The organism is Janthinobacterium sp. PAMC25594 (genome assembly GCF_019443505.1).
Classification (GTDB): Bacteria; Pseudomonadota; Gammaproteobacteria; order Burkholderiales; family Burkholderiaceae_D; genus Janthinobacterium.
The window spans coordinates 2622055-2645114 of the sequence record NZ_CP080377.1; the positions used below are offsets into that span (position 1 = coordinate 2622055).

At 62.3% G+C, this 23060-nt stretch carries 25 protein-coding genes; 14 read left to right on the forward strand and 11 right to left on the reverse strand.

Annotated elements, in window-relative coordinates:
* Window positions 1-14 precede the first annotated feature (14 nt).
* Window positions 15-659, forward strand: a complete 645-nt coding sequence (locus KY494_RS30025; protein WP_219891062.1) for a hypothetical protein — start codon at window positions 15-17, stop codon at window positions 657-659.
* A gap of 4 nt (window positions 660-663) precedes the next feature.
* Here the strand turns inward: KY494_RS30025 and KY494_RS11885 are convergent, their stop codons facing one another.
* A complete protein-coding gene (locus KY494_RS11885) occupies window positions 664-1938 on the reverse strand; it encodes an MFS transporter (RefSeq protein ID WP_258194811.1) in 1275 nt (424 codons plus the stop codon).
* A gap of 103 nt (window positions 1939-2041) precedes the next feature.
* Here KY494_RS11885 and KY494_RS11890 point away from each other — a divergent pair, with 103 nt between their 5' ends.
* Window positions 2042-2944 carry a LysR substrate-binding domain-containing protein gene (locus KY494_RS11890; protein ID WP_219891063.1) on the forward strand — a complete coding sequence of 301 codons (903 nt, stop codon included), beginning with the start codon at window positions 2042-2044 and terminating at the stop codon, window positions 2942-2944.
* 115 nt (window positions 2945-3059) lie between these two features.
* Here the strand turns inward: KY494_RS11890 and KY494_RS11895 are convergent, their stop codons facing one another.
* The 4 genes from KY494_RS11895 to KY494_RS11910 form a co-directional block, all read right to left on the reverse strand.
* A complete protein-coding gene (locus KY494_RS11895) occupies window positions 3060-3932 on the reverse strand; it encodes a hypothetical protein (RefSeq protein WP_219133179.1) in 873 nt (290 codons plus the stop codon).
* Between the two features lie 19 nt (window positions 3933-3951).
* Entirely contained in the window at window positions 3952-4743 is a 792-nt protein-coding gene (locus KY494_RS11900) for a hypothetical protein (protein ID WP_099760374.1), read from the reverse strand.
* Window positions 4733-5245 carry a hypothetical protein gene (locus KY494_RS11905; RefSeq protein WP_219891064.1) on the reverse strand — a complete coding sequence of 171 codons (513 nt, stop codon included), beginning with the start codon at window positions 5243-5245 and terminating at the stop codon, window positions 4733-4735. Before KY494_RS11905 ends, KY494_RS11900 begins: the two co-directional genes overlap by 11 nt.
* A 207-nt stretch (window positions 5246-5452) precedes the next feature.
* Window positions 5453-5746, reverse strand: a complete 294-nt coding sequence (locus KY494_RS11910; protein WP_010395442.1) for a DnaJ domain-containing protein — start codon at window positions 5744-5746, stop codon at window positions 5453-5455.
* 162 nt (window positions 5747-5908) lie between these two features.
* Here KY494_RS11910 and KY494_RS11915 point away from each other — a divergent pair, with 162 nt between their 5' ends.
* From KY494_RS11915 to KY494_RS11925, 3 genes are all read left to right on the forward strand, one after another.
* A complete protein-coding gene (locus tag KY494_RS11915) occupies window positions 5909-7675 on the forward strand; it encodes a glutamine--tRNA ligase/YqeY domain fusion protein (RefSeq protein WP_219891065.1) in 1767 nt (588 codons plus the stop codon).
* Window positions 7676-7891: 216 nt separating this feature from the next.
* Window positions 7892-9754, forward strand: a complete 1863-nt coding sequence (locus KY494_RS11920; RefSeq protein WP_258194812.1) for a CHASE domain-containing protein — start codon at window positions 7892-7894, stop codon at window positions 9752-9754.
* 181 nt (window positions 9755-9935) lie between these two features.
* Window positions 9936-10622 carry a glycine-rich domain-containing protein-like gene (locus KY494_RS11925; RefSeq protein WP_219133173.1) on the forward strand — a complete coding sequence of 229 codons (687 nt, stop codon included), beginning with the start codon at window positions 9936-9938 and terminating at the stop codon, window positions 10620-10622.
* An 81-nt stretch (window positions 10623-10703) separates the two neighbouring features.
* Here KY494_RS11925 and KY494_RS11930 read toward each other — a convergent pair whose 3' ends face one another.
* The 4 genes from KY494_RS11930 to KY494_RS11945 all read right to left on the reverse strand — a co-directional run bounded on the left by KY494_RS11930 (window position 10704) and on the right by KY494_RS11945 (window position 12899).
* Entirely contained in the window at window positions 10704-10943 is a 240-nt protein-coding gene (locus KY494_RS11930; protein WP_029496207.1) for a hypothetical protein, read from the reverse strand.
* A 242-nt stretch (window positions 10944-11185) separates the two neighbouring features.
* On the reverse strand, window positions 11186-11455 hold the full coding sequence (locus KY494_RS11935; protein WP_219891066.1) for a hypothetical protein: 270 nt from the start codon (window positions 11453-11455) through the stop codon (window positions 11186-11188).
* 200 nt (window positions 11456-11655) lie between these two features.
* Window positions 11656-11916: a hypothetical protein gene (locus KY494_RS11940; protein ID WP_219133171.1), complete on the reverse strand. Its 261-nt coding sequence runs from the start codon at window positions 11914-11916 to the stop codon at window positions 11656-11658.
* Between the two features lie 65 nt (window positions 11917-11981).
* Entirely contained in the window at window positions 11982-12899 is a 918-nt protein-coding gene (locus tag KY494_RS11945) for an SDR family oxidoreductase (protein WP_219891067.1), read from the reverse strand.
* Window positions 12900-12911: 12 nt separating this feature from the next.
* Between KY494_RS11945 and KY494_RS11950 the strand changes: the two genes are divergently transcribed.
* The 5 genes from KY494_RS11950 to KY494_RS11970 all read left to right on the forward strand — a co-directional run bounded on the left by KY494_RS11950 (window position 12912) and on the right by KY494_RS11970 (window position 17773).
* Window positions 12912-13937 carry a CDP-6-deoxy-delta-3,4-glucoseen reductase gene (locus KY494_RS11950; protein ID WP_219891068.1) on the forward strand — a complete coding sequence of 342 codons (1026 nt, stop codon included), beginning with the start codon at window positions 12912-12914 and terminating at the stop codon, window positions 13935-13937.
* Between the two features lie 75 nt (window positions 13938-14012).
* Complete coding sequence (locus KY494_RS11955) at window positions 14013-15263, forward strand: MFS transporter (protein WP_219891069.1); 1251 nt, start codon at window positions 14013-14015, stop codon at window positions 15261-15263.
* 42 nt (window positions 15264-15305) lie between these two features.
* On the forward strand, window positions 15306-15971 hold the full coding sequence (locus KY494_RS11960) for a DUF1345 domain-containing protein (RefSeq protein ID WP_219133165.1): 666 nt from the start codon (window positions 15306-15308) through the stop codon (window positions 15969-15971).
* A 195-nt stretch (window positions 15972-16166) separates the two neighbouring features.
* A complete protein-coding gene (locus KY494_RS11965; RefSeq protein WP_034781728.1) occupies window positions 16167-16544 on the forward strand; it encodes an HPF/RaiA family ribosome-associated protein in 378 nt (125 codons plus the stop codon).
* A gap of 263 nt (window positions 16545-16807) precedes the next feature.
* Entirely contained in the window at window positions 16808-17773 is a 966-nt protein-coding gene (locus tag KY494_RS11970) for a GGDEF domain-containing protein (RefSeq protein WP_219891070.1), read from the forward strand.
* Window position 17774: 1 nt separating this feature from the next.
* Here the strand turns inward: KY494_RS11970 and KY494_RS11975 are convergent, their stop codons facing one another.
* Window positions 17775-18404: a DUF5610 domain-containing protein gene (locus KY494_RS11975; RefSeq protein ID WP_258194813.1), complete on the reverse strand. Its 630-nt coding sequence runs from the start codon at window positions 18402-18404 to the stop codon at window positions 17775-17777.
* Between the two features lie 145 nt (window positions 18405-18549).
* Between KY494_RS11975 and sbcB the strand changes: the two genes are divergently transcribed.
* Complete coding sequence (gene sbcB / locus KY494_RS11980; RefSeq protein ID WP_219891072.1) at window positions 18550-19998, forward strand: exodeoxyribonuclease I; 1449 nt, start codon at window positions 18550-18552, stop codon at window positions 19996-19998.
* A 109-nt stretch (window positions 19999-20107) separates the two neighbouring features.
* On the opposite strand, the gene pyrF is transcribed toward sbcB, so the two are convergent.
* On the reverse strand, window positions 20108-20932 hold the full coding sequence (gene pyrF / locus KY494_RS11985) for an orotidine-5'-phosphate decarboxylase (protein WP_219891073.1): 825 nt from the start codon (window positions 20930-20932) through the stop codon (window positions 20108-20110).
* Window positions 20933-21089: 157 nt separating this feature from the next.
* Between pyrF and KY494_RS11990 the strand changes: the two genes are divergently transcribed.
* Genes KY494_RS11990 through KY494_RS12000 form a run of 3 tightly spaced genes read left to right on the forward strand, consistent with a single transcriptional unit; the run spans window position 21090 to window position 23060 of the window.
* A complete protein-coding gene (locus KY494_RS11990; protein ID WP_258194814.1) occupies window positions 21090-21704 on the forward strand; it encodes a LemA family protein in 615 nt (204 codons plus the stop codon).
* A gap of 1 nt (window position 21705) precedes the next feature.
* The gene (locus tag KY494_RS11995; RefSeq protein WP_219891074.1) at window positions 21706-22539 is read left to right on the forward strand and encodes a YgcG family protein; all 834 of its coding nucleotides are present in this window, start codon (window positions 21706-21708) and stop codon (window positions 22537-22539) included.
* Window positions 22539-23060, forward strand: coding sequence for a TPM domain-containing protein (locus tag KY494_RS12000; RefSeq protein ID WP_219133156.1), 522 nt, complete (start codon window positions 22539-22541; stop codon window positions 23058-23060). Before KY494_RS11995 ends, KY494_RS12000 begins: the two co-directional genes overlap by 1 nt.

Below are 23060 nucleotides of genomic sequence, written 5' to 3' on the forward strand. Positions count from 1 at the left end.
GTACCTGAACCACCATGCCCTCCATGACCTCCTTGCCACCCCTGCCCCGCCGCGCTCCCGGCCTGCTGCTGATCGTCCTGCTGCACGCGGGGCTGGCCTATGTCATCCTGCAGTCGCGGCCCCGCCTTGCCACTGACGAGCACCTGCCGCAAGGTCCGGCCATCAGCTGGCTGCGCCACACGCTCCCGGCGCCGCCCAAGCCCCTGCCCAGCATCAAACCAGCCGCCGCGCGCGTGCCGCGCCAGCCAATGGCGGCGCCCGTCAGCCGCCCCCTGCCCGCCGCCCCCACCGTCGAGCAGGCACCAGCGCCTGTAATGCCGGAAGCGATCACGGCACCGCCAGCGCCCAGCGCGGCCGACATCCTGGCGCAAGCCAAACGCGACGTGGGTAAGATCGACAAGGATTTGCGCAAGGAATTCCCCCAGCGGGGCGGGGAGAAATTCGACGACACGGGCTTCAAGCGCATGCAGCAAGGGTTTGCCGAGGCCTACGCGGCCGTGCCGCCGAAATGGTATGAGGCATCGAAAATCGAGGAAGTGGGCGCGAATGCGGCCAGGGGCAGCCGCACCTACAAGATCACCAGCGCGCTGGGCACCTTGTGCGTGACCACGCGCGCAGGCAGGAATGGGGAAACGATGATCGGCAACTGCCCCAAATAGCCGCTCAACCCACCGCTTCGCGCGCGCCCAGCGGTTGCAGATGGCGCAAGCGCAAGGCGATCAGCACGCCGCCGCCCAGGCACAGGCCCAGCATGATGATGACGCCCGTCCAGCCATCGAAGCCCCACATCATGCCCGAGGCGGAACCGATCAGGCTCGATCCCAGGTAATAGAACAGCAGATAGAAGGCCGAAGCCAGCGCCTGCGGCGCGCGCGCACGGCGGCTGACCCAGCTGCTGGCGATCGAATGCGAGGCAAAGAAACCGAAGGTGGCCAGCGCCATGCCGATGACGATCAGCGGCAGCGAATCGAACAGGGTCAATACAATGCCGGACAGCATCACCGACAGCATGATCCACAGCACGCCCCGGCGCCCCAGGCGGTCCACCAGGCGTCCCGCCCAGACGGAGCTGAAGATGCCGATCAGGTACAGAAAGGCCAGCAAGCCGACCGTGCTCTGGCGCAAGTTGAACGGCGCGGCCAGCAGGCGGTAGCCGATGTAGTTATACAGGCTGACAAAACACCCCATCAGCACGAACGCCAGGCAGAACAGCCACGGCAAGCCCCGGTCGGAAAAATGCTGTTTTATCGCGTGCGGCAAGGCATTCCAGCCACGGGTACTGGGCACGAAGTTTTTCGATGCGGGCAGGCTGCGCCAGAATTCCGCCGCCGCCAGCACGCCGGCCACGCCCAGCACGCCCAGGGCCCAGCGCCACGAAAGGAAATCGCTGAGCATGGAAGCGATCAAGCGTCCCGACATGCCGCCAAACGCGCTGCCGGCAATATACAAGCCCATCGACAGGCCCAGCGACGGCCCCTCGATTTCCTCGCCCAGGTAAGCCATGGCCACGGCCGGCATACCGCCCAGGGCCACGCCCAGCGCGGCACGAATCGCCAGCAGCTGCGCGTAATCCTGGGCGAAGGCGGAAAAAATCGTCAATATGGCGGCGGAAAACATCGACGCCACCATCAGCGGCTTGCGGCCGATGCGGTCCGAGACGGCGCTGAGCAGCACCAAGGAAATGGCAAGCAAGCCGCTCGACACGGACAGCGACCAGCTGCTTTGCGCGGGCGTCAGATGAAACTGCTGCGACAACAGCGGGAACAGGGGCTGGATGCAATACAGCAAGCTGAAGGTGGAGAAGCCGCCGAAGAACAGGGCGCGGTTGCTGCGCTTGAATTCAGCCGTCCCTTTGGCGATGGCCGAACGGGGAGCGGGAGCGGCAGGAGAAAGCGCCGGGGTGGCGACGGAGGCATAAGCGAGCGATGAATCAGACATGGCCGTGTTTCGGAAAGGAAGCGAGTTTTCATCTTAGGATTGCCAACTCATATCGTCCAATATATATTCAAGGCCCAACTCATACTTTTAAAATATTACTTATATGGAACTGCGCCACCTGCGTTACTTCGTCGCCGTCGCCGAAGAGCTGCACTTCACGCGCGCGGCCGAGCGCCTGCACATCGGCCAACCGCCGCTGAGCCAGCAAATCCAGGCGCTGGAAGCAGAGTTGGGCGCGCAGTTGTTCGAGCGCAACAAGCGCTCCGTGCGCCTGACGCAGGCGGGCGCACTCTTCCTCGATGATGCGCGGCGCATCCTGGCCCTGTCGGAGCAGGCGGCCGTGACGGCGCGCCGGGCCCAGCGGGGCGAAGCGGGCGAATTGCGCATCGGCTTTACCTTTTCCACGCCGTTTACGCCGTATTTCGCCACCGTCATCAACCGCTACCGCCAGCAATTCCCGCATGTCACCCTGACCTTGCATGAAATGGCGACATTGCATCAGCTGGAAGCGATCTCGGGCAGGACGATGGACCTGGGCTTCGTGCGCCCGCCGGAAACGACGTACCCGGACGACATCCGCCTCACCGAATTGCGCCAGGACCCGCTGTTCCTCGTGCTGCCCGTCGCCCACGCGCTGGCGGCCAAGGACGCGATTGCCATTGCCGACATGGCGGGCGAAGGTTTTGTGATGTACCCCAAGGATGCGGGCACGGGGATTTATCCGCAGATCTTCCGCCTGTGCAAGGCGGCCGGCTTCGTGCCCCAGGTGACGCAGGAAGCGGGCGAAGCGTCGACCATCATCGGCCTGGTGGCGGCCGGCTGCGGTATTTCCGTGCTGCCCGCCTCGTTCGACCGCATCCGCATGGATGGCGTGTGCTACCGCCCCATCGCCGACCCGCAGGCGACCACCAGCTTGTTACTGGCACAACGGGAAGATGAGACGTCGCCGCTGGTGGCGGCATTCGTGAAACTGGCCGAGGCAGCGGCGCTGGAAGGGGGAGCGTAGGCTGCAGTGTCGGCTTACGCTGCGGCTGTGCCGCAGCTAAGCCGACCTACGGGACGCGCGCCGTCGTAGGTCGGATTAGCGGCGGCACGCCGCGTAATCCGACAACAGCGTTGGATTACGAATAATCCGCGTCCAGCTCCGAACCCGCGTAGTTTTCCAGATCCTCGAACAGGCTTTTCATGCTGGCCCGCGTAAGGATCTTATGCACGACGGTGCAGCTGCGGCGGTAGGATTCTATGCGGTCGAGCAACACCGGGTGATGCTGCACGGGCACCTTGGCCACCAGGGCGGCCCAGCCTTCCTCGAAGTCGGGCTTGTTCTTGCGCACGGAACGCACGAAGCGTTCAAACTCCTTCTGCCCCGTGCGCGCCATGATGCGTCCGCCACCTTCGATGGCGAAGATGATGGCCACGGCAATCACACCCTCGGCATTCAGGTCGCTATCGCTGACGGGGCCGTTGTCGTGGTGGCGGCGCAGCCAGCTGGCCAGGCGCACCACGGCTTGCACTTCCTTGCGCTGTTGCAACTGCACCGCATACTTTTCATAGCCGGCCCAGTTCTGGTTCGGGTCGGCCTGGCAAATATCGATGAACAGCTCGCGCAAACGGCGCTGCAGGTAGACGGGGTCCTGGTCGTATTCACCGACGAGGGCATCTTCCGGCAGCTGCGACAATTCCTTGATCAGGCGAAAGCCCACCTGGAACGCGTGCTCGGCGCCGTGCTCGACGAGGAAATCGAGGGCGGCCTGGTCGCCTTCATGCGCGACGGCCTGTTCCAGGCCCAAGGACACGCCGCCCACCGTCAGGAACAGCGCTTTCTGGATGCCGTCGGCCGTGCGTTCATTCGTGAACTTCTCGGCCACCATGGCCGTGATGCCCGTCAACTCGTCGGCCAGGTCCAGCGCCGCATCCTCGCGCGGGTCGTTCGGCAACAGCTTGATGGCGCGCACCAGGCGCGGAAGATTCTCTACAACAATTGCTGGCAGCATTAGACGTTCCCTGCTTTCATTACGAGAAAATACCGGTGCCCAGGCTGCGGCGCGTGCTGGAACGCGGCGCGCTGCGCGTGCTCGGCACTTGCTTGCGCAGGCGGTACAGCAATTCCTTGGTACTGCGCTGCAACATGGTCGGTTCTTCGTCCGGGTCATCAGAGTATTCGGCATCGGCCAGGTCGGCGCTGTGGCGGAAGTCGGGGAACAGTTCGAACAGCGAGCGGTCCCAGCCGTCCTCATTCGCTTGCGCCAGTTCGATGGCCAGCGGCACGACGTCGTTGTCGGACGAGGTCACGCCCGTCACATACGGTCCCTTGATGACGATTTCGCCCGCCACTTCGAGGATTTCCTTCGGCGCCATCGAGAACAGGATGGCGAACGCGGTGGCGCCCCAGTCGGTGGCGGACGCTTCGAGCAGCAGCTCGCGGCGGCGCTCGGCGTCGTCGGTGGAAAACACCACGCCGTGGATGTGCGCGAACAGCGACTCGGCGATGCGTTCAGGATCATCTTCGATCTGGTCGTCGCTCCAGGTGGCGGCGATGAAAGCCAGGCTGTCGGCCCAGGCTTTCGGCGGTACCAGCAAGGTGGCCAGCGACATCTTGCCGCCGTCGAAGCCGGCCAGGTGCAGGGCCGTCACTTGCGGCGGGATGGCATTGAGCACTTCCACCACGGCAAGATCGCCGTACTGGTCGGCCGCATCGGCAAACGCCTGCTCGGCGTGGCCCAGCGAACCGGACAGCACCAGTTCCATGACCTGCTTGGTCAGCGCGGGCAGGTTGCTTTTTTGATCATCCTTGTTATCGGCCATGGTCATCTCCATCCTGGTCAAACATCTGGGCGAAATCGTCGGTGGCTTCGTCGTCATCCATCTCGTCGTCGCCGTCGTCATTGGCCGCCAGCTGGTCGAGCGACTGGTCGTCGTCGTCCCACAGGCGCGGGTTCTTGAGCAAAAAGGCCGTGATGATGGCCTGGCGCGCCAGGTCGGGGAAGCTTTCTTCGATGGCGGCATACATCTTCGCCGCTTCCGGCGCGGCGCAGGTGGCCATGGAAAACACGCGGGCCGGGTCGCCGAACTCGTAGTCTTCGCTTTCGGCCAGCAAGCCCTTCGGGTCGCTGAAGGTGATGTGGTCGACCAGCGCGAAGGCCAGCATGTTCACGTCTTCGATGCCGCCGCCGCTGGCGTACTCGCTCACCAGCGCGTCGACCATGCTTTTATAGTTCTTGCGGTTTGGCGGGTCGCCAAGGATGCCATCGATCTGGCCTTCCAGCTCGCGCGACTGGTACGCGAATTCAGGGTGTACTCTTCTCATGCTGTGCTTTCCAATGTGATGCGCGGCGCTGTTACATAAAGCAAAAGCACCATTGTTGTTGTTTTTTCAAATCATTCAGGCTATACCGCGTCTCACAGAACCGTAGCGAGCGGAAGTGAGTTGTGGCTAAGAAGCGCAACCGTACTTTAGTACGGTGAGCATCGCAGGCCGCAAATCACGACGCGCAGTAGGTTATGTGAGGCGCTCTCAGTCGGCAGGTAATACTGTGCCATGCAGGCGGAACACGCCGCACCACAGGGCATACGCTTCCGCTTCCGGATCGATGATGATGCGGTGGTTCACGCTCTGGTCGTATTCGGCGCGCTTGGCCGGGTCGGCCAGGATTTCATACGCCTTGGTGACGCTCTTGAAGCGCGCCTCGGCGCCGGGGGCCTGGTTGCGGTCGGGGTGGAAGCGCATGGCCAGCGAACGGTAAACCTTCTTGATTTCATCGTCGCTGGCATTGGGTGCGACACCGAGGACGTTATATAAATTTTCCATAAATGGCTCCGGGGTCACGATTTGTTTGCTAATTAAAGGCAGATTATCCTATAGAACGGCGCCCGCGTCGCTTGCATGCTGGGATATGGGGGCAAATACGTGCTTATAAAGCGCTTGCGGTACGGTAAAATGCTTTTTACTGTCACTCTTCCGCATTGATCAATGAGCAACGATAAACCGAATACCGCCGCGCCAGCGCTGGCGCCCAATTTCTTGCGTAACATCATCGAAGCCGACCTGGCTGCCGGCACGCACGTACGTCCCGGCCTGCCCCAGGTGATCACGCGTTTCCCGCCGGAGCCGAACGGCTACCTGCACGTGGGCCACGCCAAGTCGATCTGCGTCAACTTCGGCCTGGCGCGCGATTACGCCGGCCAGTGCAACCTGCGCTTCGACGACACCAATCCGGCGAAGGAAGAGCAGGAATACGTCGACACCATCATGGACAGCGTGAAATGGCTGGGTTTTGACTGGGAACCGAAGACTGCCGATGGCCAGAGCCACCTGCACTACGCGAGCGACTATTTCGACCAGCTGTACGCGATGGCCGAGTACCTCATCACGGCCGGCTTTGCCTATGTGGACAGCCAGAGCGCCGAAGACATGGCCGCCAACCGGGGCAATTTCGGCCAGGCCGGCAAGAATTCGCCGTTCCGCGACCGTCCGCGCGACGAATCGCTGGCCCTGTTCCGCGCCATGAAGGCGGGCGAATACAAAGATGGCGAGCACATCCTGCGCGCGAAGATGAGCGAAGATGCCATGCGTTCGCCGAACATGAACTTGCGCGACCCGGCCATCTACCGCATCCGCCATGCGCACCACCACCGCACGGGCGACGCCTGGTGCATCTATCCGATGTATGACTACACGCACCCGATCTCGGACGCGCTGGAAAACATCACGCATTCGATCTGCACGCTGGAATTCCAGGACCACCGCCCGTTCTATGACTGGCTGCTGGAAACCCTGTCGGCGGGCGGCTTCTTCCAGCAACCGGTGCCGCGCCAGTTCGAATTCTCGCGCCTGAACCTGACCTATATCGTCACCAGCAAGCGCAAGCTGCGCCAGCTGGTGGAAGAACACATCGTCGACGGCTGGGACGACCCCCGCATGCCGACCCTGGTGGGCATGCGCCGCCGCGGCTACACGCCGGAAGCGATTCAACTGATGTGCGAACGCACCGGCGTCACGAAATCCGACGGCTGGATCGACTACAGCGTGCTCGAAGGCTGTTTGCGCGAAGACCTGGACCCGAAGGCGCCGCGCACGGTGGCCGTGCTGCGTCCGTTGAAGTTGATCATCGACAATTTCCCTGAAAACGACAGCGTGGAATGCACGGCGCCCGTGCACCCGCACTTCCCGGAACGGGGCTTGCGCACCTTCCCCATCTCGCGCGAGCTGTGGATCGAGGAAGACGACTTCATGGAAGTGCCAAATAAAGGCTATTTCCGTTTGTATCCGCCCACCGACGACAAGCCGGGCAGCCGCGTGCGCCTGCGCTATGGCTACGTGGTCGAGTGCACGGGCTACGACAAGGATGAAAACGGCAAGGTCATCGCCGTGCATTGCAATTACTTTGAAGACAGCAAGTCGGGTACGGAAGGCAGCTCGACCTACAAGGTCAAGGGCAATATGCACTGGGTCAGCGCGCCGACGGCGATTCCCGCCGAAGTCCGCCTGTACGACCGCCTGTTTACCGACCCGCAGCCGGACGCGGGCGGCAAGGACTTCAAGCTGGCCCTGAACCCGCTGGCCAAGGAAGTGGTGCAAGCGTGGCTGGAACCGGGCGCGGAACTGGCTCAGCCGGAACAGCGCTTCCAGTTCGAGCGCCACGGTTATTTTGCCGCCGACCGCGTCGACAGCCAGCCGGGCAAGCCCGTCTTCAACCGCATCGTCACCCTGAAAGACAGCTGGCAGCCCGCAAAATAAGGCGCCGGACGAGCCACAAAAAAAACCGCTGCGGCGGTTTTTTTTCGTCTTAGCAACATATATCAACAGAGAAATATTGCCTGTTGACTATATTCACGATAATTTTGTATATTAGGCAGCTATTGAGCAATTTGCAATGTCGATGGTGCTTGTACAACGCAGTCTAGCCACCGCCACCGAGGCGGCACCCGATTCCTCCTCCTGATGCGGATGGCGATGTCCTCTACTGCCGGTGAACAACAGTTATCGCTGGAAAAAAGGCCGCAGTGGCTGATCGGCTTCGCGCTGTCCTTGATGGTCGGCCTGCTGTTCTACATGGCCGCCTCGCTGTCGATCGAAAACGATGCCGGCGAGCTATTCAACAATCTGGCGCGCAATACCCAGAAAAACATCGCGTCGCGCGGCAAGTCATATGCCAATTTGCTGCGCGGCACGGCCAGCCTGTTCCACGCCAATGAACACGTGAGCCGCGAGCAATTCCACCGCTACGTGGCGAACCTCGCCTTGCAACAGAACTACCCGGGTGTGATGAATCTCAATTACAGCCGGGAACTCGGCGAGTCGCAGCGCGCCGCCTTCGAAGCGGCCATGCAGCGCGACTATCCGCCCGGGCGCGACGACTATCCGGCGTTTGCCATTCATCCGCCCGGCCCGCGCCCCCGTTATTCCGTACTGGTCTACATCGAGCCGATTGCCAGCGCGCCGGAAAAATATGGCTATGACATCGCTGCGCGGCCCCTGATCGCCGAAGCACTGGCGCAGTCGCGCGATACCGGGCAAATCAGCAATTCCGGCGTGCCCGTGCCGATGGAAGGCCGGCCGCAGCTGACGGGCATGGCCATGCGCCTGCCCGTGTACCGCTTCGGCATGCCGACCGGCACGCTGGAGCAAAGGCGCGCGGCTTACCAGGGTTCCGTCGGCATCGGTTACGACCTAGTGACGATGATGCGCAGCGCGCTGGCCGACATGCCGGTGCGCAATGTCCGCCTGACCCTGTTCGATATCGGCCCGCAGGCGCCGTTTGAACAGCCGGACTTGCCGTTGCAACTGCCGCACGAGATGCGCCCCATCTTCGACAGCACGACGGCGGGCATGCATGCGCCATGGTGGCTACCCGGCAACTCGGGCCGCTATCTGAGCAGCACGATGCTGATCGAGCACAATGGCCGCGCGTGGCAAGCGCTGTTCAGCGTGCGCAAGAGCGACCTGTATACCCGCTTCGACGCCTTCCTGCCGTGGCTGGCACTACTGACCGGTTTTGCCAGCACCATACTGCTGTACATGCTGTTTCATGCCCTGGCGTCGTCGCGCCGGCGCGCCATCCAGATGGCGACGGGCATGACGGCGGAATTGCGCGCCAGCCAGATCCGCCTGCAGCTGTCGCACCAGAAACTGCGCCGCCTGGCGGCCCACGCCGACCAGATCAAGGAAGAGGAGCGCAAGCGCATCGCGCGCGAAATCCACGACGACCTGGGACAGAACCTGCTGGTCTTGCGCATCGACGCCGACATGCTGGCCTCGCGCACGCAGCGCCGCCATCCGCGCCTGAACGCCCGCGCCCGCTCGACCCTGGAGCAGATCGACGCCACGATTAAAAGCGTGCGGCAGATCATCAACGACTTGCGCCCAACCGTGCTGGACCTGGGCGTGAATGCGGCCGTCGAATGGCAGGTGGCGCAATTTCGCCAGCGCACGGGCATCGCCTGCGAAATCAGCGAAAGCCATGACGATATTTATTTGAGCGACCAGTGCGCCACGGCCCTGTTCCGCATCCTGCAAGAGTCACTCAGCAATATTTCCCAGCATGCGAATGCCAGCCGCGTGCAAGTCAAGCTGGAAAAGTGCCGCGACACCGTATCGATGAGCGTCAGCGACAACGGCGTGGGCGCGGCCATCGACGGACGCAACAAGCTGGGCTCATTTGGCCTGGTCGGCATCGAAGAGCGCATCAAGTTGCTGGGTGGCACTTTCTACATCGAAAGCAGCCCCGGCGCAGGCATGAGCGTGCATGTCAGCGTGCCGCTGAGCGCGGACGCCACCGCGTTTCCCTACCAGGAAGATGGCCGGGCCAGCGCCTGACAGGCGCGCTCCGCTTGAAACAAGCTCAGCTTGCGTATTTTGTAATTAGATGCAATATTGATGTAGAACAACTCAGCGCCAGCCCGCCATGGGCCAGGCATTCCTCGACGACTTGCCAGGAGTACACACCCACCTTTGTTTCACTGTATTTCCCACAACACTCTTTACCACAAGGACATTCATGGATACGAACGACAGTTTCAAGACAATTGCCGATTTGAATTTGGACGCGATCAAGGTCAAGCTGATGCACCGGGAGTCAGGCGAAGGATGGAGCCTGGAGAAAGCGAATGCGGTGGAATTCGAATACCGGCGTTTCCTGATCCTGATGAAACAGTTTCCGGAAGAAGAAACGGCGCCGCTGATGGACGTCGATACCTTCTGGCACTACCACATCCTCGATACCCTGAAATATGCGGCGGATTGCGAACAGGTGTTCGGCTACTTCCTCCATCACTTCCCGTACATCGGCCTGCGCGGCGAAGACGACGAAGCGGCGCACCAGCGCGTGGGCGAGCGCATGAAACAGCTGTATGAGCAAACGTTCGGGGAAGATTATATCCGCGCAGAAACGGCATATTCGGGGCGCGCCGTACAGGCGGCGTATTCGGGACGGGCCGTGCAGGCCGCATATTCAGGGCGCGCGGTACAGGCGACCGCATACTCGGGCCGGGCCGTGCAAACAGCGTTTTCCAGCGCGGCGGTGCAGGCGACGGCGTATTCGGGCCGCGCGACGGGCGCTGCCAGCACCGCATTTTCCAGCGCACCCGCAACCTTGACAGCAGCGTTGCTCAAGTCGTCTTCGAGCGGCCTGGAAATGGGGCGTTTCTATGTCGATCGTCCGGTGTTGAACGGCGACCCGCAATAGAAAAAACAGATGTGGCTGCCGCACGCGGCAAGCCTGACTTACCCAGACGGCACCTCTCAGTTTGCCGTCTGTCAGGCGCTCTTAGGCAGCCATCAACTCGCGCAGTTCACGAATGCTGAAATCGCTGATTTCATGCATGCGGATGAGGATCGTGGCGCCGATCGGCAAGGTGTTGTGACGAATCTTGCTGATGACCGGTGGCGCCACTTCCAGCGCTCGCGACAGGGCGGCATCGTTTTTCAGTTGCAGCTTGTCGATGATCGCATCGAGGACGCGATTCGGGTTGTAGGTAGGCAAAGAGGTAATTTGTTTGAGAGACATGATCGAAAATCCGTACTTGTTGTATTAAGGCAAAAAGAAACCGAATGTCTCTTTTGCAATAATTCAGGGTAAACACACTAAAAAGCGCCATCACTTATGCGGCTTTTACGCCAAAAACAATATAATACACGCTATTGTTGATTTTTGCGTAACTTAAAGCAAAATTGTGATAATTGAAGAGAATTGACGCACTTTGAATGTGCTAGAGGATAACTCAAATCGGGGAAGTTTGCTGCAAGTCATCAATTTTTACAATGAGGAACGCCGCTGCGCATCAGCCAGGCAATCGCCATGAGCGTGCCCAGGCGGGCCATGTCCGCTGATAAATGCCAGCCTTGCGCGGCCACGCCGGCCGGGGTGGCCGTCAGGCAGGTGCCGGGGAAGGCGTCCACGCGGCACCAGGCCAGTTGCCGGCGAATTTCATCGGGCGGCGGCGGCGGCTGCAGCGCACGTTCGCGCCGCCGCATATAGGCGCGCACCTGTTCCTTGCTGGGGTGACTCGTAGCTCGCATGGATCGCTCCTGCTGACGGGAAACAGCGTCGCACTAATTGTAGAGCCCGCCACAACTAGCCAGGACGCGTGACGACATTGCTCACCATATCGCCAGCGCGCCATGACGCGTTTGCGTTGCATCAAATGGCAAGGCCCCGGTGTTGCGCCGAAGCCCACACTGCGCCATGCTCCAGCGGCCTGGCGGCCGATGGCTGGCTCTTATTTCTTTTGCTGGCGCACGCGCTGTTGCTGTTTTTCCTGCGTTTGCTGGCGATTCTGCTTGCGCTCGAACAGGGTGACCGCATCTTTCTTGGCTTGCTCGGCAGTACGCATTTCCTCATGCGCATCGTGCGGAACAAAAAATTCGGCATCCTGCGCCGCCACGACCAGCTTGATGGCGGCGTCGTCGTCGAGGTCATACAGTTCCGTCAGGACGGTGGTGACCTCGTCCAGGTATTCTTCGTAATTGAGGGTGGTCATGCTGTAATCCTTAAGTGAATGGCGCTGCGCACCGGTCCGGCAAAGTGCGCAGATAACCGGCCATTTTACCCGATGCCGGCCGCATCGGCAGACAGCGACTGCAAGGCATCGGCCACGCGCGCGTAGCGCAGGCGCACGCCCAGCTCGCGTTTGAGGCGCGTATTGTGCAGGCGGCGCGATTCGGACATGAACGACAGCAGCATCGGCGTGACCACTTGCCGCAGCTCGGCACGCGGCAGGCGCGGCGGGCGCGACAGGCCAAACGCATCGGCCACGGCATCGAAATATTCCGCCATCTTGAGTTCGCTGTCATCGCTGGCGTGATACACGCGTCCCGGCTTGCCGCGCCACAAGGCGCGTTCGATGATGCGCGCCAGGTCATCGGCATGGATATGATTGGTGTACACATCGTCGCCAGCGGCCAGGGCCGGCGTGCCTTCGCGCAGGCGCTTCAGGGGCAGGCGGTCGTCCGCGTAAATGCCGGGCACGCGCAGGATGGCCACCTTGGCGCCGCGGCGCGCGCCCCAGCCACGCAAGACCTGTTCCGCGTCGACGCGCCGCTTCGCGCGCGCATTCGCCGGCGCCACCGGCCGCGCTTCATCGACCCAGGCGCCGTCGCAATCGCCATACACGCCGCTGGTACTCACATACACCATGCGTGCATGCTCGGGTAAAATGGCGACCAGATTGCGCGTGCGCCGGTCCAGCAAGCCCGACGACAGAGGCGGCGCCAGGTGCACGATCATGGTCGCCAGTCCCGCCAGCCGTTTCAGGCTGGCGCGGTCGTCGAGGTTGGCCACGATGGGCACGGCACCGGCCGCCCGCAGCTGCGCGCAACGCGCCGGCTGGCTGGTGACGGCAAAGACGCGAAAGCGCGCGCGCAGCAGGGGCAGCAGACGCATGCCGACGTCGCCGCAACCCAGGATCAGCAGGCGAGGCAAGCCCACCGGCTTGCGCAAAGAGTGCATTAACATATTTTTCATCTCAAGGATTGTATGACTTTTCAAATTACTGTTCAGCCCAGCGGCCACCAATTCAGCTGTGAAGCGGACGAAACCATCCTGTCGGCGGCGATCCGCGCCGGCGTGGGCTTGCCGTATAGCTGCAAGAGCGGCGCCTGCAGCTCCTGCAAGGGCAAGATCGTGTCCGGCAATGTACAGCATAAGCCATACCAGGCCCGCTCCCTGACGGACGATGAAGCGGCGGCCGGCTACTCGCTGCTGTGCTGCGCCGTGCCGCAGGGCGACCTGGTGGTGCAGGCGCGCGAAGTGGCGGGCAGCAGCGACTACCCGATCAAGAAAATGCCGTCGCGCGTGACCACGATTGAAAAGGTCGCGCCCGACGTCGTCGTGCTGACCCTGCAGTTGCCGGCCAGCGAGCGCCTGCACTACCGCGCCGGACAGTATATCGAAATCATGCTGCGCGATAACAAACGCCGCAGCTACAGCATGGCCAGCGCGCCCGTCGACGGCGGCCCCGTGAGCCTGCACATCCGCCACATGCCGGGCGGCCTGTTCACCGACCAGGTGTTCGGCAGCATGAAGGAGCGCGACATCCTGCGCTTCGAAGGCCCGATGGGCACCTTCTTCCTGCGCGAAGATTCCGACAAGCCCGTCGTGCTGCTGGCCTCGGGCACGGGCTTTGCCCCGCTGAAAGCCATCATCGAACACATGATCAACGAGCAATCCCCGCGCCCGATCACCCTGTACTGGGGCGCACGCCGTCCGCACGACCTGTACATGGATGCGCTGTGCCGCCAGTGGGCCGCCGACTTGCCGCAGTTCACCTATGTGCCCGTCGTCTCGGAAGCGCTGCCGGAAGACGCCTGGAGCGGCCGCACGGGCTTCGTGCACCAGGCCGTCATGGCCGACCTGCCCGACATGTCCGCGTATCAGGTGTATGCCTGCGGCGCGCCGATCGTCGTCGAGTCGGCCAACCGCGATTTCGTGCAACTGTGCCAGTTGCCAGCCGACGAGTTCTACGCGGACGCCTTCACCACGGAAGCCGACCTGGCCAAGTAAGCCTCCAGACAGCGGGGGCTGCTGGCGCGGCATCCGTTGCCGCACCGCCTCACCCCGCTGTTTCCTGGAAATGTCATGTCTCTCGCCATCCTGCGTCACCGCAATTTCGCTTGTTACCTTTCCGCCCGCGTGCTGGGCACCGTGGCCGTGCAGATGCAAAGCGTGGCCATCGGCTGGCAGGTGTACCAGATCACGGGCAGCCTGTTCGACCTGGGCTTGATCGGCCTGGCGCAGTTCGCGCCCTTCCTCGTATTGATTTTGCCGGCCGGCCACGTGGCCGACCGCTACAACCGCCGCAACATCATCGCCTGGTGTTTGACGGCGCAACTGGCCTGCGCGCTGGCCTTGCTGGCGTTTACGTTAAGCAATATTTCCATCGTCTGGCCCGTGTTTGCCGTGCTGGTGCTGTTCGGCAGCGCGCGCGCCTTCATGATGCCGGCCACGCAAGCCGTGCTGGTGAACATGGTGCCCACGCAACACTTCAGCCGCGCCGTCGCGCTCAGCTCGTCGAGCTCGCACGTGGCCATCATCCTGGGACCTACCCTGGGCGGCCTGCTGTATTACTTCGGCCCCAAGGTGGTGTATTTGATTTCGTCCGCGCTGCTGGTGGTGTCCGTCTTGCTGATGCGCGCCACCACGCCCGCACCGCAAGTGGTGAAACGCGAACCCGTCAGCTGGCACACCTTGCTCGAAGGCTTGCGCTTCGTCTGGTCGAAACCCATCGTGCTGGGCGCCATTTCGCTCGACCTGTTTGCCGTGCTGTTCGGCGGCGCGACGGCCCTGCTGCCGGCGCTCGCGCATGACGTGCTGCATATCGGCCCCAGCGGCCTGGGCCTGCTGCGCACGGCACCGGGCGCCGGCGCCGCCCTGTGCTCGATCGCGCTGGCCATCTTTCCCATCACGCGCCGCGTGGGCGCCTGGATGTTCGGCGGCGTGGCCGTCTTCGGCCTGGGCACCCTGGTGCTGGGCAGCACCAGCTATTTCCCGCTGGCGCTGGCGGCGCTGTTCCTGATGGGCGCCGGCGACATGGTCAGCGTCTACATCCGCCACCTGCTGGTGCAGTTCGAGACGCCCGACGAGATCCGCGGCCGGGTCAGCGCCGTGAATGCCGTCTTCATCGGCGCCTCGAACGAGCTGGGCGAATTCGAATCGGGCTTGACGGCCGGCTGGTTCGGCCTGGTGCGCGCCGTGCTCTTCGGCGGCGCCGCCACCCTGGCCGTGACGGGCATCTGGGCCGTGCTGTTCCCCGTGCTGTCGCGCATGGACCGCTTCCCCCACCACGAAAAGGAAGCGGCCGCCAGAACGGCCACCGCAAGCGCAAGCTAACAGCTAAGATGCGCTATTGCCACTGACTGACTAACTTGCACCATGAAAATCACGTTTCCCTTGCACAGCTTCATCCGCAGCCGCCCCCACCTGAGCATGGCCACGGCCATCGGCGTGGCGGCCGGCCTGCTGCTGCCCTCGTCCTGGCAACAGATGACGCGTTTGCTGACGGCGTGGAACGTGGCCGTCTGGTTCTACCTGGCGACGATGGCCTGGATGATGATGCGCGCCAACCACCACAAGGTCAAAACCATGGCGGCGCGCCAGGATGAGCGAGCGGCCACGGTGCTGTCGGCCCTGTCCGTCGCATCCGTGATGAGCCTGGTGGCCATCGTCTCGCAGCTGTCTTCGATGAAAGACATGGCGCCGGACGAGCGCGCGCTGCATTACGGCTTGACGATCCTCACCCTGGTCGGCTCCTGGTTCCTCGTCGGCACCCTGTTCTGCTTTCATTATGCCCACCTGTATTACCAGGCCGACCCCGCGCTGCGCCCGCTGAAGTTTCCCGACGACGAGCAGAACCCCGATTACTGGGATTTTTTGTATTTCGCCTTCACCATCGCCGTGGCCGTGCAAACGTCGGACGTGTGCGTGCAGACGCGCCTGATGCGACAGATCGTGCTGGGGCAATCCGTGCTGAGCTTTTTCTTCAACCTGGTCGTGCTGGGACTGTCCATCAATATTGCCGCCGGCTTGATCAATGGATAAACAGCAGGAAAAAAGATTCCAGAAGGAAACTTGACCTGGCTGAAGGGTTAAGCTCATCTTAATCGTGCGCACTCTCTTGAAATACTGGAAAGAGGAGTAAGATAAGTTCCATGCACAGAGGTCATGTGCATGAAGCAACAACCAGGCCGCAGCACGCCTGAGATGGGTTTTTTTTGAATTGACAGGAGTAAGCATATGCAAATCAATATTCATACCGACAGCACCATCGCCAACACCGCTGGACTGAACGAACATGTGCAATCCGTACTTGAAAGCGCACTGAACCGCTTCCGCGACAACCTGACCCGCATCGAAGTCCACATCAGCGACACGAATGGCCCGAAAGGCGGCGCCGACGATATCCGCTGCGTCATGGAAGCACGCGTTGCTGGCTATCAACCGATTGCCGTGACCGAACAGAACGCCACCGTGCATCAATCCGTTGCCGGCGCCACCGACAAACTGAAACGCGCCATCGATAGCGCCCTGGGCCGCCTGCAAGACAGCAAGCGCCACGCCACCGGCAAGAATGCCGTGATCGATACGGCTGAAGCGGAAGAAACCGCCGAGTAACTTCCCCCACTGCAGCACTCTTCAGTGACCAAGGCAGCCGTTCAAGGCTGCCTTTGCACATCCGCCCCGCCTTTCGCGCGCGGCAACAACAATGCCAGAACCAGCGGCATTCCAGCTTACTGACACGGCAATGAAATAATTGTCGTATTTCCCACAGTAAGTGACATCAAGCAAGCCTTTGCCGTTACAGCCAAGGCCGCTTTACGCTATCATGAAGACACCGGTCCTCTGCTCGCGCGCACCGGCTTTTTGAAAGTGTGATTGTGGAACAGATCGGTAACTTCGGCGCTTCAGGCTGCAACATCGGCGATTTACAGCTATTTAGCGATGCTGCGGACAGCCAGACGGCCGCCATGCTGGCGCCCTGCCCCGTCATGCGCCTCGAAGCGGGCGAAGCCATTGCCGACAGCCAGGGCACCAGCCTGTACATCGTCCTGCGCGGCTCGCTGGCCGTGGCGGCCGACACCCACACGGGCATGGATGACGGCACCGTCAGCAAGGTCTTGCCCGGCGAAAGCGTGGGCGAACAATCGGTGCTCGATGAAGCGAGCAACCTGGCCGCCATTTCCGCCCTGGAAGAAACCGACTTGTTGGTGATCGACGCGGCCGTCGTCTGGGAATTGATCGAGCAATCGAACGGCCTGGCGCGCAACCTGTTGCGCTTGCTGTCCTTCCGCATCCGCGCCGCCAATGCCCTGCTGCGCCGGCGTCAGAAACTGGGCGAATTCTACCGCCAGCTGTCGATGGTCGACAGCCTGACGGGCCTGTACAACCGTGCCTGGCTGACTGATTTGCTGCCGAACATGATCATCACGGCCCACGCCAGCGGCTCGCCGCTGTCGCTGGTGATGATAGACCTCGACCATTTCAAGCGCTTCAACGACACGCACGGCCACCAGGCGGGCGACCAGGCGCTGCGCATCGCCGCGCAAGTGCTGGGTGCAGCGCTGCGGCCCACGGATTTTGCCGTGCGCTATGGTGGCGAGGAAATGATGGTGATCTTGCCCGATACCAACGAACACGTGGCCCTGCGGGTGGCCGAGCGCCTGTGCGAGCGCATGCAGCAGGCCGTCATCTTCGCCGACATGCGCAGCGCGCTGCCGCACATCACGGGTTCCTTCGGCGTGGCCAGCCTGGCGGCCGAACAGGACGACGAGGCGCTGATCGCCACGGCCGACGCGGCTTTGTATCGCGCGAAGGCTGGCGGCCGCAACCGGGTCATGCTGTAGCTCAGGCAGCCTTGCTATCGGCCGGCTTGGCCGCATCCGGCTTGGCGGCGTCGTCCTTCTTGCTGCTGTGCGCGGCGATGAAATCCGCATAACCCTTCTGCACCAGCTCGTACGTCTTGTCGATATTGCCGGCGATATCGCCATTCAGCACTTTCAAGCCGCCCAGGATATCGCGCGCTTCCTTGAAGCCTTTTTCCATGCCGCCGCTGATGGTGTCCATGAACTTGGTCAGGGCCGTATCGTCGTCCAGGCCGGGATTCTGTTTTTTGAACGCGTCAAAAAAACCCGTCGACAGCGATACGATGCGGCTCGCCGTCGCTTCGGCGCTATTGTCTTGCGAGGCCGCATTCTGGATCGCATCGTCGCCGTACTGGCCCTTCAGCGCTTCATTGATATTCGTGATGGCCGTCTTGTACAGCAGCGCCAGCGGCTCGTTTTCCGAACCGATCGAGACATTCAGCGACGCCTGCATGATGGAGGCATTCAACTGCAGCTTGGTGCGGTCGTTCACGCTCATTTCAGTGTTGACGCCGTCCTTTTGTTGGACTTTATCGTCCTTGCCGGCAACACCCGTACTGACGGAAGTCACGGAAGGGGTGGAATTGCCGCTTGCGGCGATGGGAATTGACACGATAGACCTCCTTGAACGGACAATGTATGCCACCATGCGGGAAACGCGGTGATGACCATCCTCTCGTGTAGTATCGGCAGGTTTTCAGAAAACTGTAGCAGCGACTCCTTGAGCGGCCCAGATAACCAATTAAGCAACGACATCAATGACTACCCAGACTTTCCTTTGGCACGACTACGAAACCTTTGGCGCCCAGCCGCGCCGCGACCGCCCGGCCCAGTTCGCCGCCATCCGCACGGATGCCGAACTCAACGAGATCGGCGAACCCATCATGCTGTATTGCCAGCCTGCAAATGATTTCCTGCCCGATCCACAAGCGTGCCTGATCACGGGCATCACGCCGCAGCAATGCTTGCAGCTGGGCGTGCCGGAGCACCAGTTCGCCGCCACCATCGAAGCGGCCTTTTCGGAACCGGGCACCATCGGCGTCGGCTACAACACCATCCGTTTCGACGATGAAGTCACGCGTTTCCTGTTCTGGCGCAACCTGATCGACCCGTATGCGCGCGAATGGAAAAACCATTGCGGCCGCTGGGACATCCTCGACGTGGTGCGCATGACGCACGCGCTGCGCCCGGAAGGCATTCAATGGCCAAAGCGCGACGATGGCCAGACCAGTTTCAAGCTGGAACACTTGAGCAAGGCCAATGGCCTGGCCCACGAAGCGGCGCATGATGCGCTGTCCGACGTGCGCGCCACCATCGCCCTGGCCCGCCTGATCCGCGAAAAACAGCCGAAACTGTTCGAATTCTGCCTGGCCCTGCACAAGAAGGACCGGGTCGCCAGCGAAATGGGCATGCACCTGGCCGCTGGCGAGCGCCAGCCTTTCCTGCACGTGTCCGGCATGTTCCCCGCCGAACGGGGCTGCCTGGGCATCGTCTGGCCGCTGGCCACGCATCCAAGCAACAAAAATGAAATTCTCGTCTGGGATTGCGCCTACGATCCGCGCGAACTGTTCAGCCTGGACGCCGACACCATCCGCACGCGTTTGTTCGCGCGCAAGGAAGCCATGCCGGAAGGCATGACGCGCCTGCCCGTGAAAAGCGTGCACCTGAACAAGTCACCCATGCTGGTCGGCAATTTAAAGACCCTGTCGCCCGCCATGGCCGCGCAATGGGGCATCGACGTGGATGCGGCGAAGGTCAACGCCCAGCTGGCTGCCACGGCGCCGAACATGGACGCCATCTGGGCCGAAGTGTTCCAGCGTCCGGGCGCGAACGTCGCGCTGGACGTGGATGAGGATTTGTACAACGGTTTCGTCAGCAACGACGACCGCCGCCTGCTCGAATCGCTGCGCCGCGACACGCCGGCCAGGCTGGCCACGGCCCGCCCCTCGTTTGCCGACGAGCGCCTGCAGGAATTGCTGTTCCGCTATCGCGCGCGCAATTTCCCGCAAACCCTGAGCGAAGCGGAAAGCCTGCGCTGGGAACAGCACCGCGCCGCCCGCCTGTTCGACGGCGACGGCGGTGCCCGCACCATCGAAATGCTGTTTACGGAAATCGACGTGCTGTCGGAATCCGTCGATGAGCGGGGAGAAGAGATTCTCGGTGAACTGTACGATTACGCGGAGATGGTGGCGCCCATGCGCGACTGAAGGACCAGGCCGGGTAGGTCGGATTAGCGGGGCAAGGCCCCGCGTAATCCGACAACATTGTTGACGTTACCGGTGTTGTCGGATTACGCGGCGTCGCCGCTAGTCCGACCTACGCTGCGCGGTGTTGATTGATCGCATCGCGCGTTTCAATCGCCACACGGCGGGCCGCGTCGGCGAAATCTTCGCCCGCTTGCGGCGTGGCGTAGATGATGGCGCGCGATGAGCTGATCATCATGCCCATGCCGTTCGCCGTCTGGCCCGCGCCGACGGTGGCGGCGATATCGCCGCCCTGGGCGCCGATGCCGGGCACCAGCAGCGGCATGTCGCCCACGATGGCGCGCACTTGCGCCAGTTCTTCAGGGAAAGTGGCGCCGACGACGAGTGCGCACTGGCCATTCTTGTTCCATTTCTCGGCCACCAGGCGCGCCACGCGCTGGTACAGGGGCACGCCGTCCGTGTCGAGGAATTGCAGGTCCGAGCCGCCCGGGTTCGAGGTGCGGCACAGGATGATCACGCCGCGGTCTTGCCACGCCAGGTAGGGATCGAGCGAATCCTCGCCCATGTAGGGATTCACGGTGACGGCGTCGGCGCCATAGCGCTCGAACGCTTCGCGCGCGTATTGCGTGGCCGTCGCGCCGATGTCGCCCCGCTTCGCGTCGAGGATCAGCGGGATGTGCGGGTAATTTTCGCGCACGTAGCGGCAGATGTCTTCCAGCTGCTTTTCCGCGCCCAGCGCGCCGAAATACGCGATCTGCGGCTTGAAGGCGCAGGCCAGGTCGGCCGTGGCGTCGATGATGCGCGTGCAAAAGGTGGTGATTCCATCGGGCAGATCGCGCAGTTCGGCCGGCAGTTTCGCCAGATCTGGGTCCAGTCCCACGCACAGCAGGGAATTATTGGCCGTCCATGCGGCGGATAATTTATTGATGAAATTCACGGCACACCTTCTCTATATTCAGTTGCAAACCCCGTATTGTAACGCGGCGCGGACCTGTCAAGTCAGCCGGTGGCAGCGGCTGGCGCTTATTAAACCGACATGGCGGGCCGTTTCAGGTATATTTGCCGCATCCCTTTTACTCTGCACGGAAACCATCATGCAAATCACCAAACAATTCACCCAATGGCTGCGCCTGACGCTGAGCATCACCATCCTGGCCGGCATCCTGACGGGCTGCGGCTACAACGACTTCCAGAGCAAGGATGAAGCCACCAAGGCCGCCTGGGGCGAAGTGGTCAACCAGTACCAGCGCCGCGCCGACCTGATCCCCAACCTGGTCAATACCGTCAAGGGCTATGCCACGCACGAGCGCGAAACGCTGGAAGCGGTGACCAAGGCGCGCGCCGCCGCCACCAGTTTCCAGATCACGCCCGAAGTGCTGAACGACCCGGCCGCGTTCGAGAAATTCCAGCAAGTGCAGGGGCAGCTGTCGTCGGCCCTGTCGCGCCTGATGGTGGTGTCCGAGAAATACCCGGACTTGAAGGCCGATACCAGCTTCCGTGACTTGCAGTCGCAACTGGAAGGCACGGAAAACCGCATCACGGTGGCGCGCCAGCGTTACATCGTCGCCGTGCAGGATTACAACGTGCATGCGCGCAGCTTCCCGAACAACCTGACGGCCATGGTCTTCGGCTACAAGGTCAAGCCATCGTTCACGGTGGAAAACGAAAAAGCGATCTCGACCGCACCGACCGTCAACTTTGGCAAATAAGATGAAAGCCTGGTCCTACCTCGCGGCGCTGGCGACGGCGCTGCTGCTGTGGACGATGCCGCCGGCCGGCGCGCAGGGCTTGCAGCCCGTGCCGCCGCTGGCCGCGCGCGTGACGGACAACGCCGGCATGCTCGATGCCAAGCAAAAAGCGGCGCTGGAAGGCGTGCTGGCCGACTACGAAGCCAAGACGGGCAGCCAGATCGCCGTGCTGCTGGTCAAGAGCACGGAACCGGAAGCCATCGAGCAATACAGCATCCGCGTGACGGATGCCTGGAAGCTGGGCCGCAAAGGCGTCGATGACGGCGTGCTGCTGATGGTGGCGAAAGACAATCCATCGTCCTTGCGCCGCCTGCGCATCGAAGCGGGCCGCGGCGTGCAGGGCGTGCTGACGGATGCGCAATCGAAACGCATCCTGCAAGACGTGATCGCCCCCCATTTCAAGCAAAACGACTATTACGGCGGCCTGGTCGCCGGCGTGGGCGCGATTGCCACCCTGCTGAACCAGGAGCAATTCCCCGCTCCCGCACAGCAGAAGGCGCCGGCCACAGTGGAAGCGGGCGGCCTGACCTTCTGGTTGCCGCTGCTGTTCTTCGGCTTTCTTGTGCTTGTGACCGTGTTCCGTTCGCGCGGCGGGCCGAACCGGCTGCAGCGCGGCAGCAACTGGTCCAGCGGCGCCACCGGTGTCGTGCTGGGCAGCATTTTGAGCCAGGCGCTGAACAACCGCGGTGGCGGCGGTGGTTTCGGCGGCGGCGGTGGTTTTGGCGGTGGCGGTGGCGGTGGTTTCGGTGGCGGCGGCGGCGGTTTTGACGGCGGCGGCGCCTCGGGAGATTGGTAATGACGAAACATCTGACATTCGGACAGCGCTGCGGACGCGCTTTAAAACATTTGCGCGGCACGCCGGCGACGGCGCGCCAGTCCTTTCCCGAACGCACCCTGAAAGCCATCGAGACGGCGATTGCCGACGGTGAAGCGATGCACCGGGCGGAAGTGCGCCTGATCGTCGAGGCGGCATTGACGCCGGGCATGGCCTACCAGGGCGTGAGCAACCGCGAGCGGGCGCGCGAACTGTTCGCCCAGTATGGCGTGTGGGATACGGAAGATAACGTCGGCGTGCTGATCTATATCAACCTGGCCGAACACCAGGTCGATATCGTCGCCGACCGCAATGTGGGCCGCCGCGTGACGCCGGAGCAATGGCAAGGCGTATGCCGCACCATGACCAAAGGTTTCAAGGATGGCAATTACCACGACAGCACGCTGAATGCCTTGCAGCAGCTGAATACCTTGCTGCAAAGCCACTTCCCCGCCGATGGCACGCGCGGCAACCAGTTGCCGAACGAACCCATCCTCCTCTGA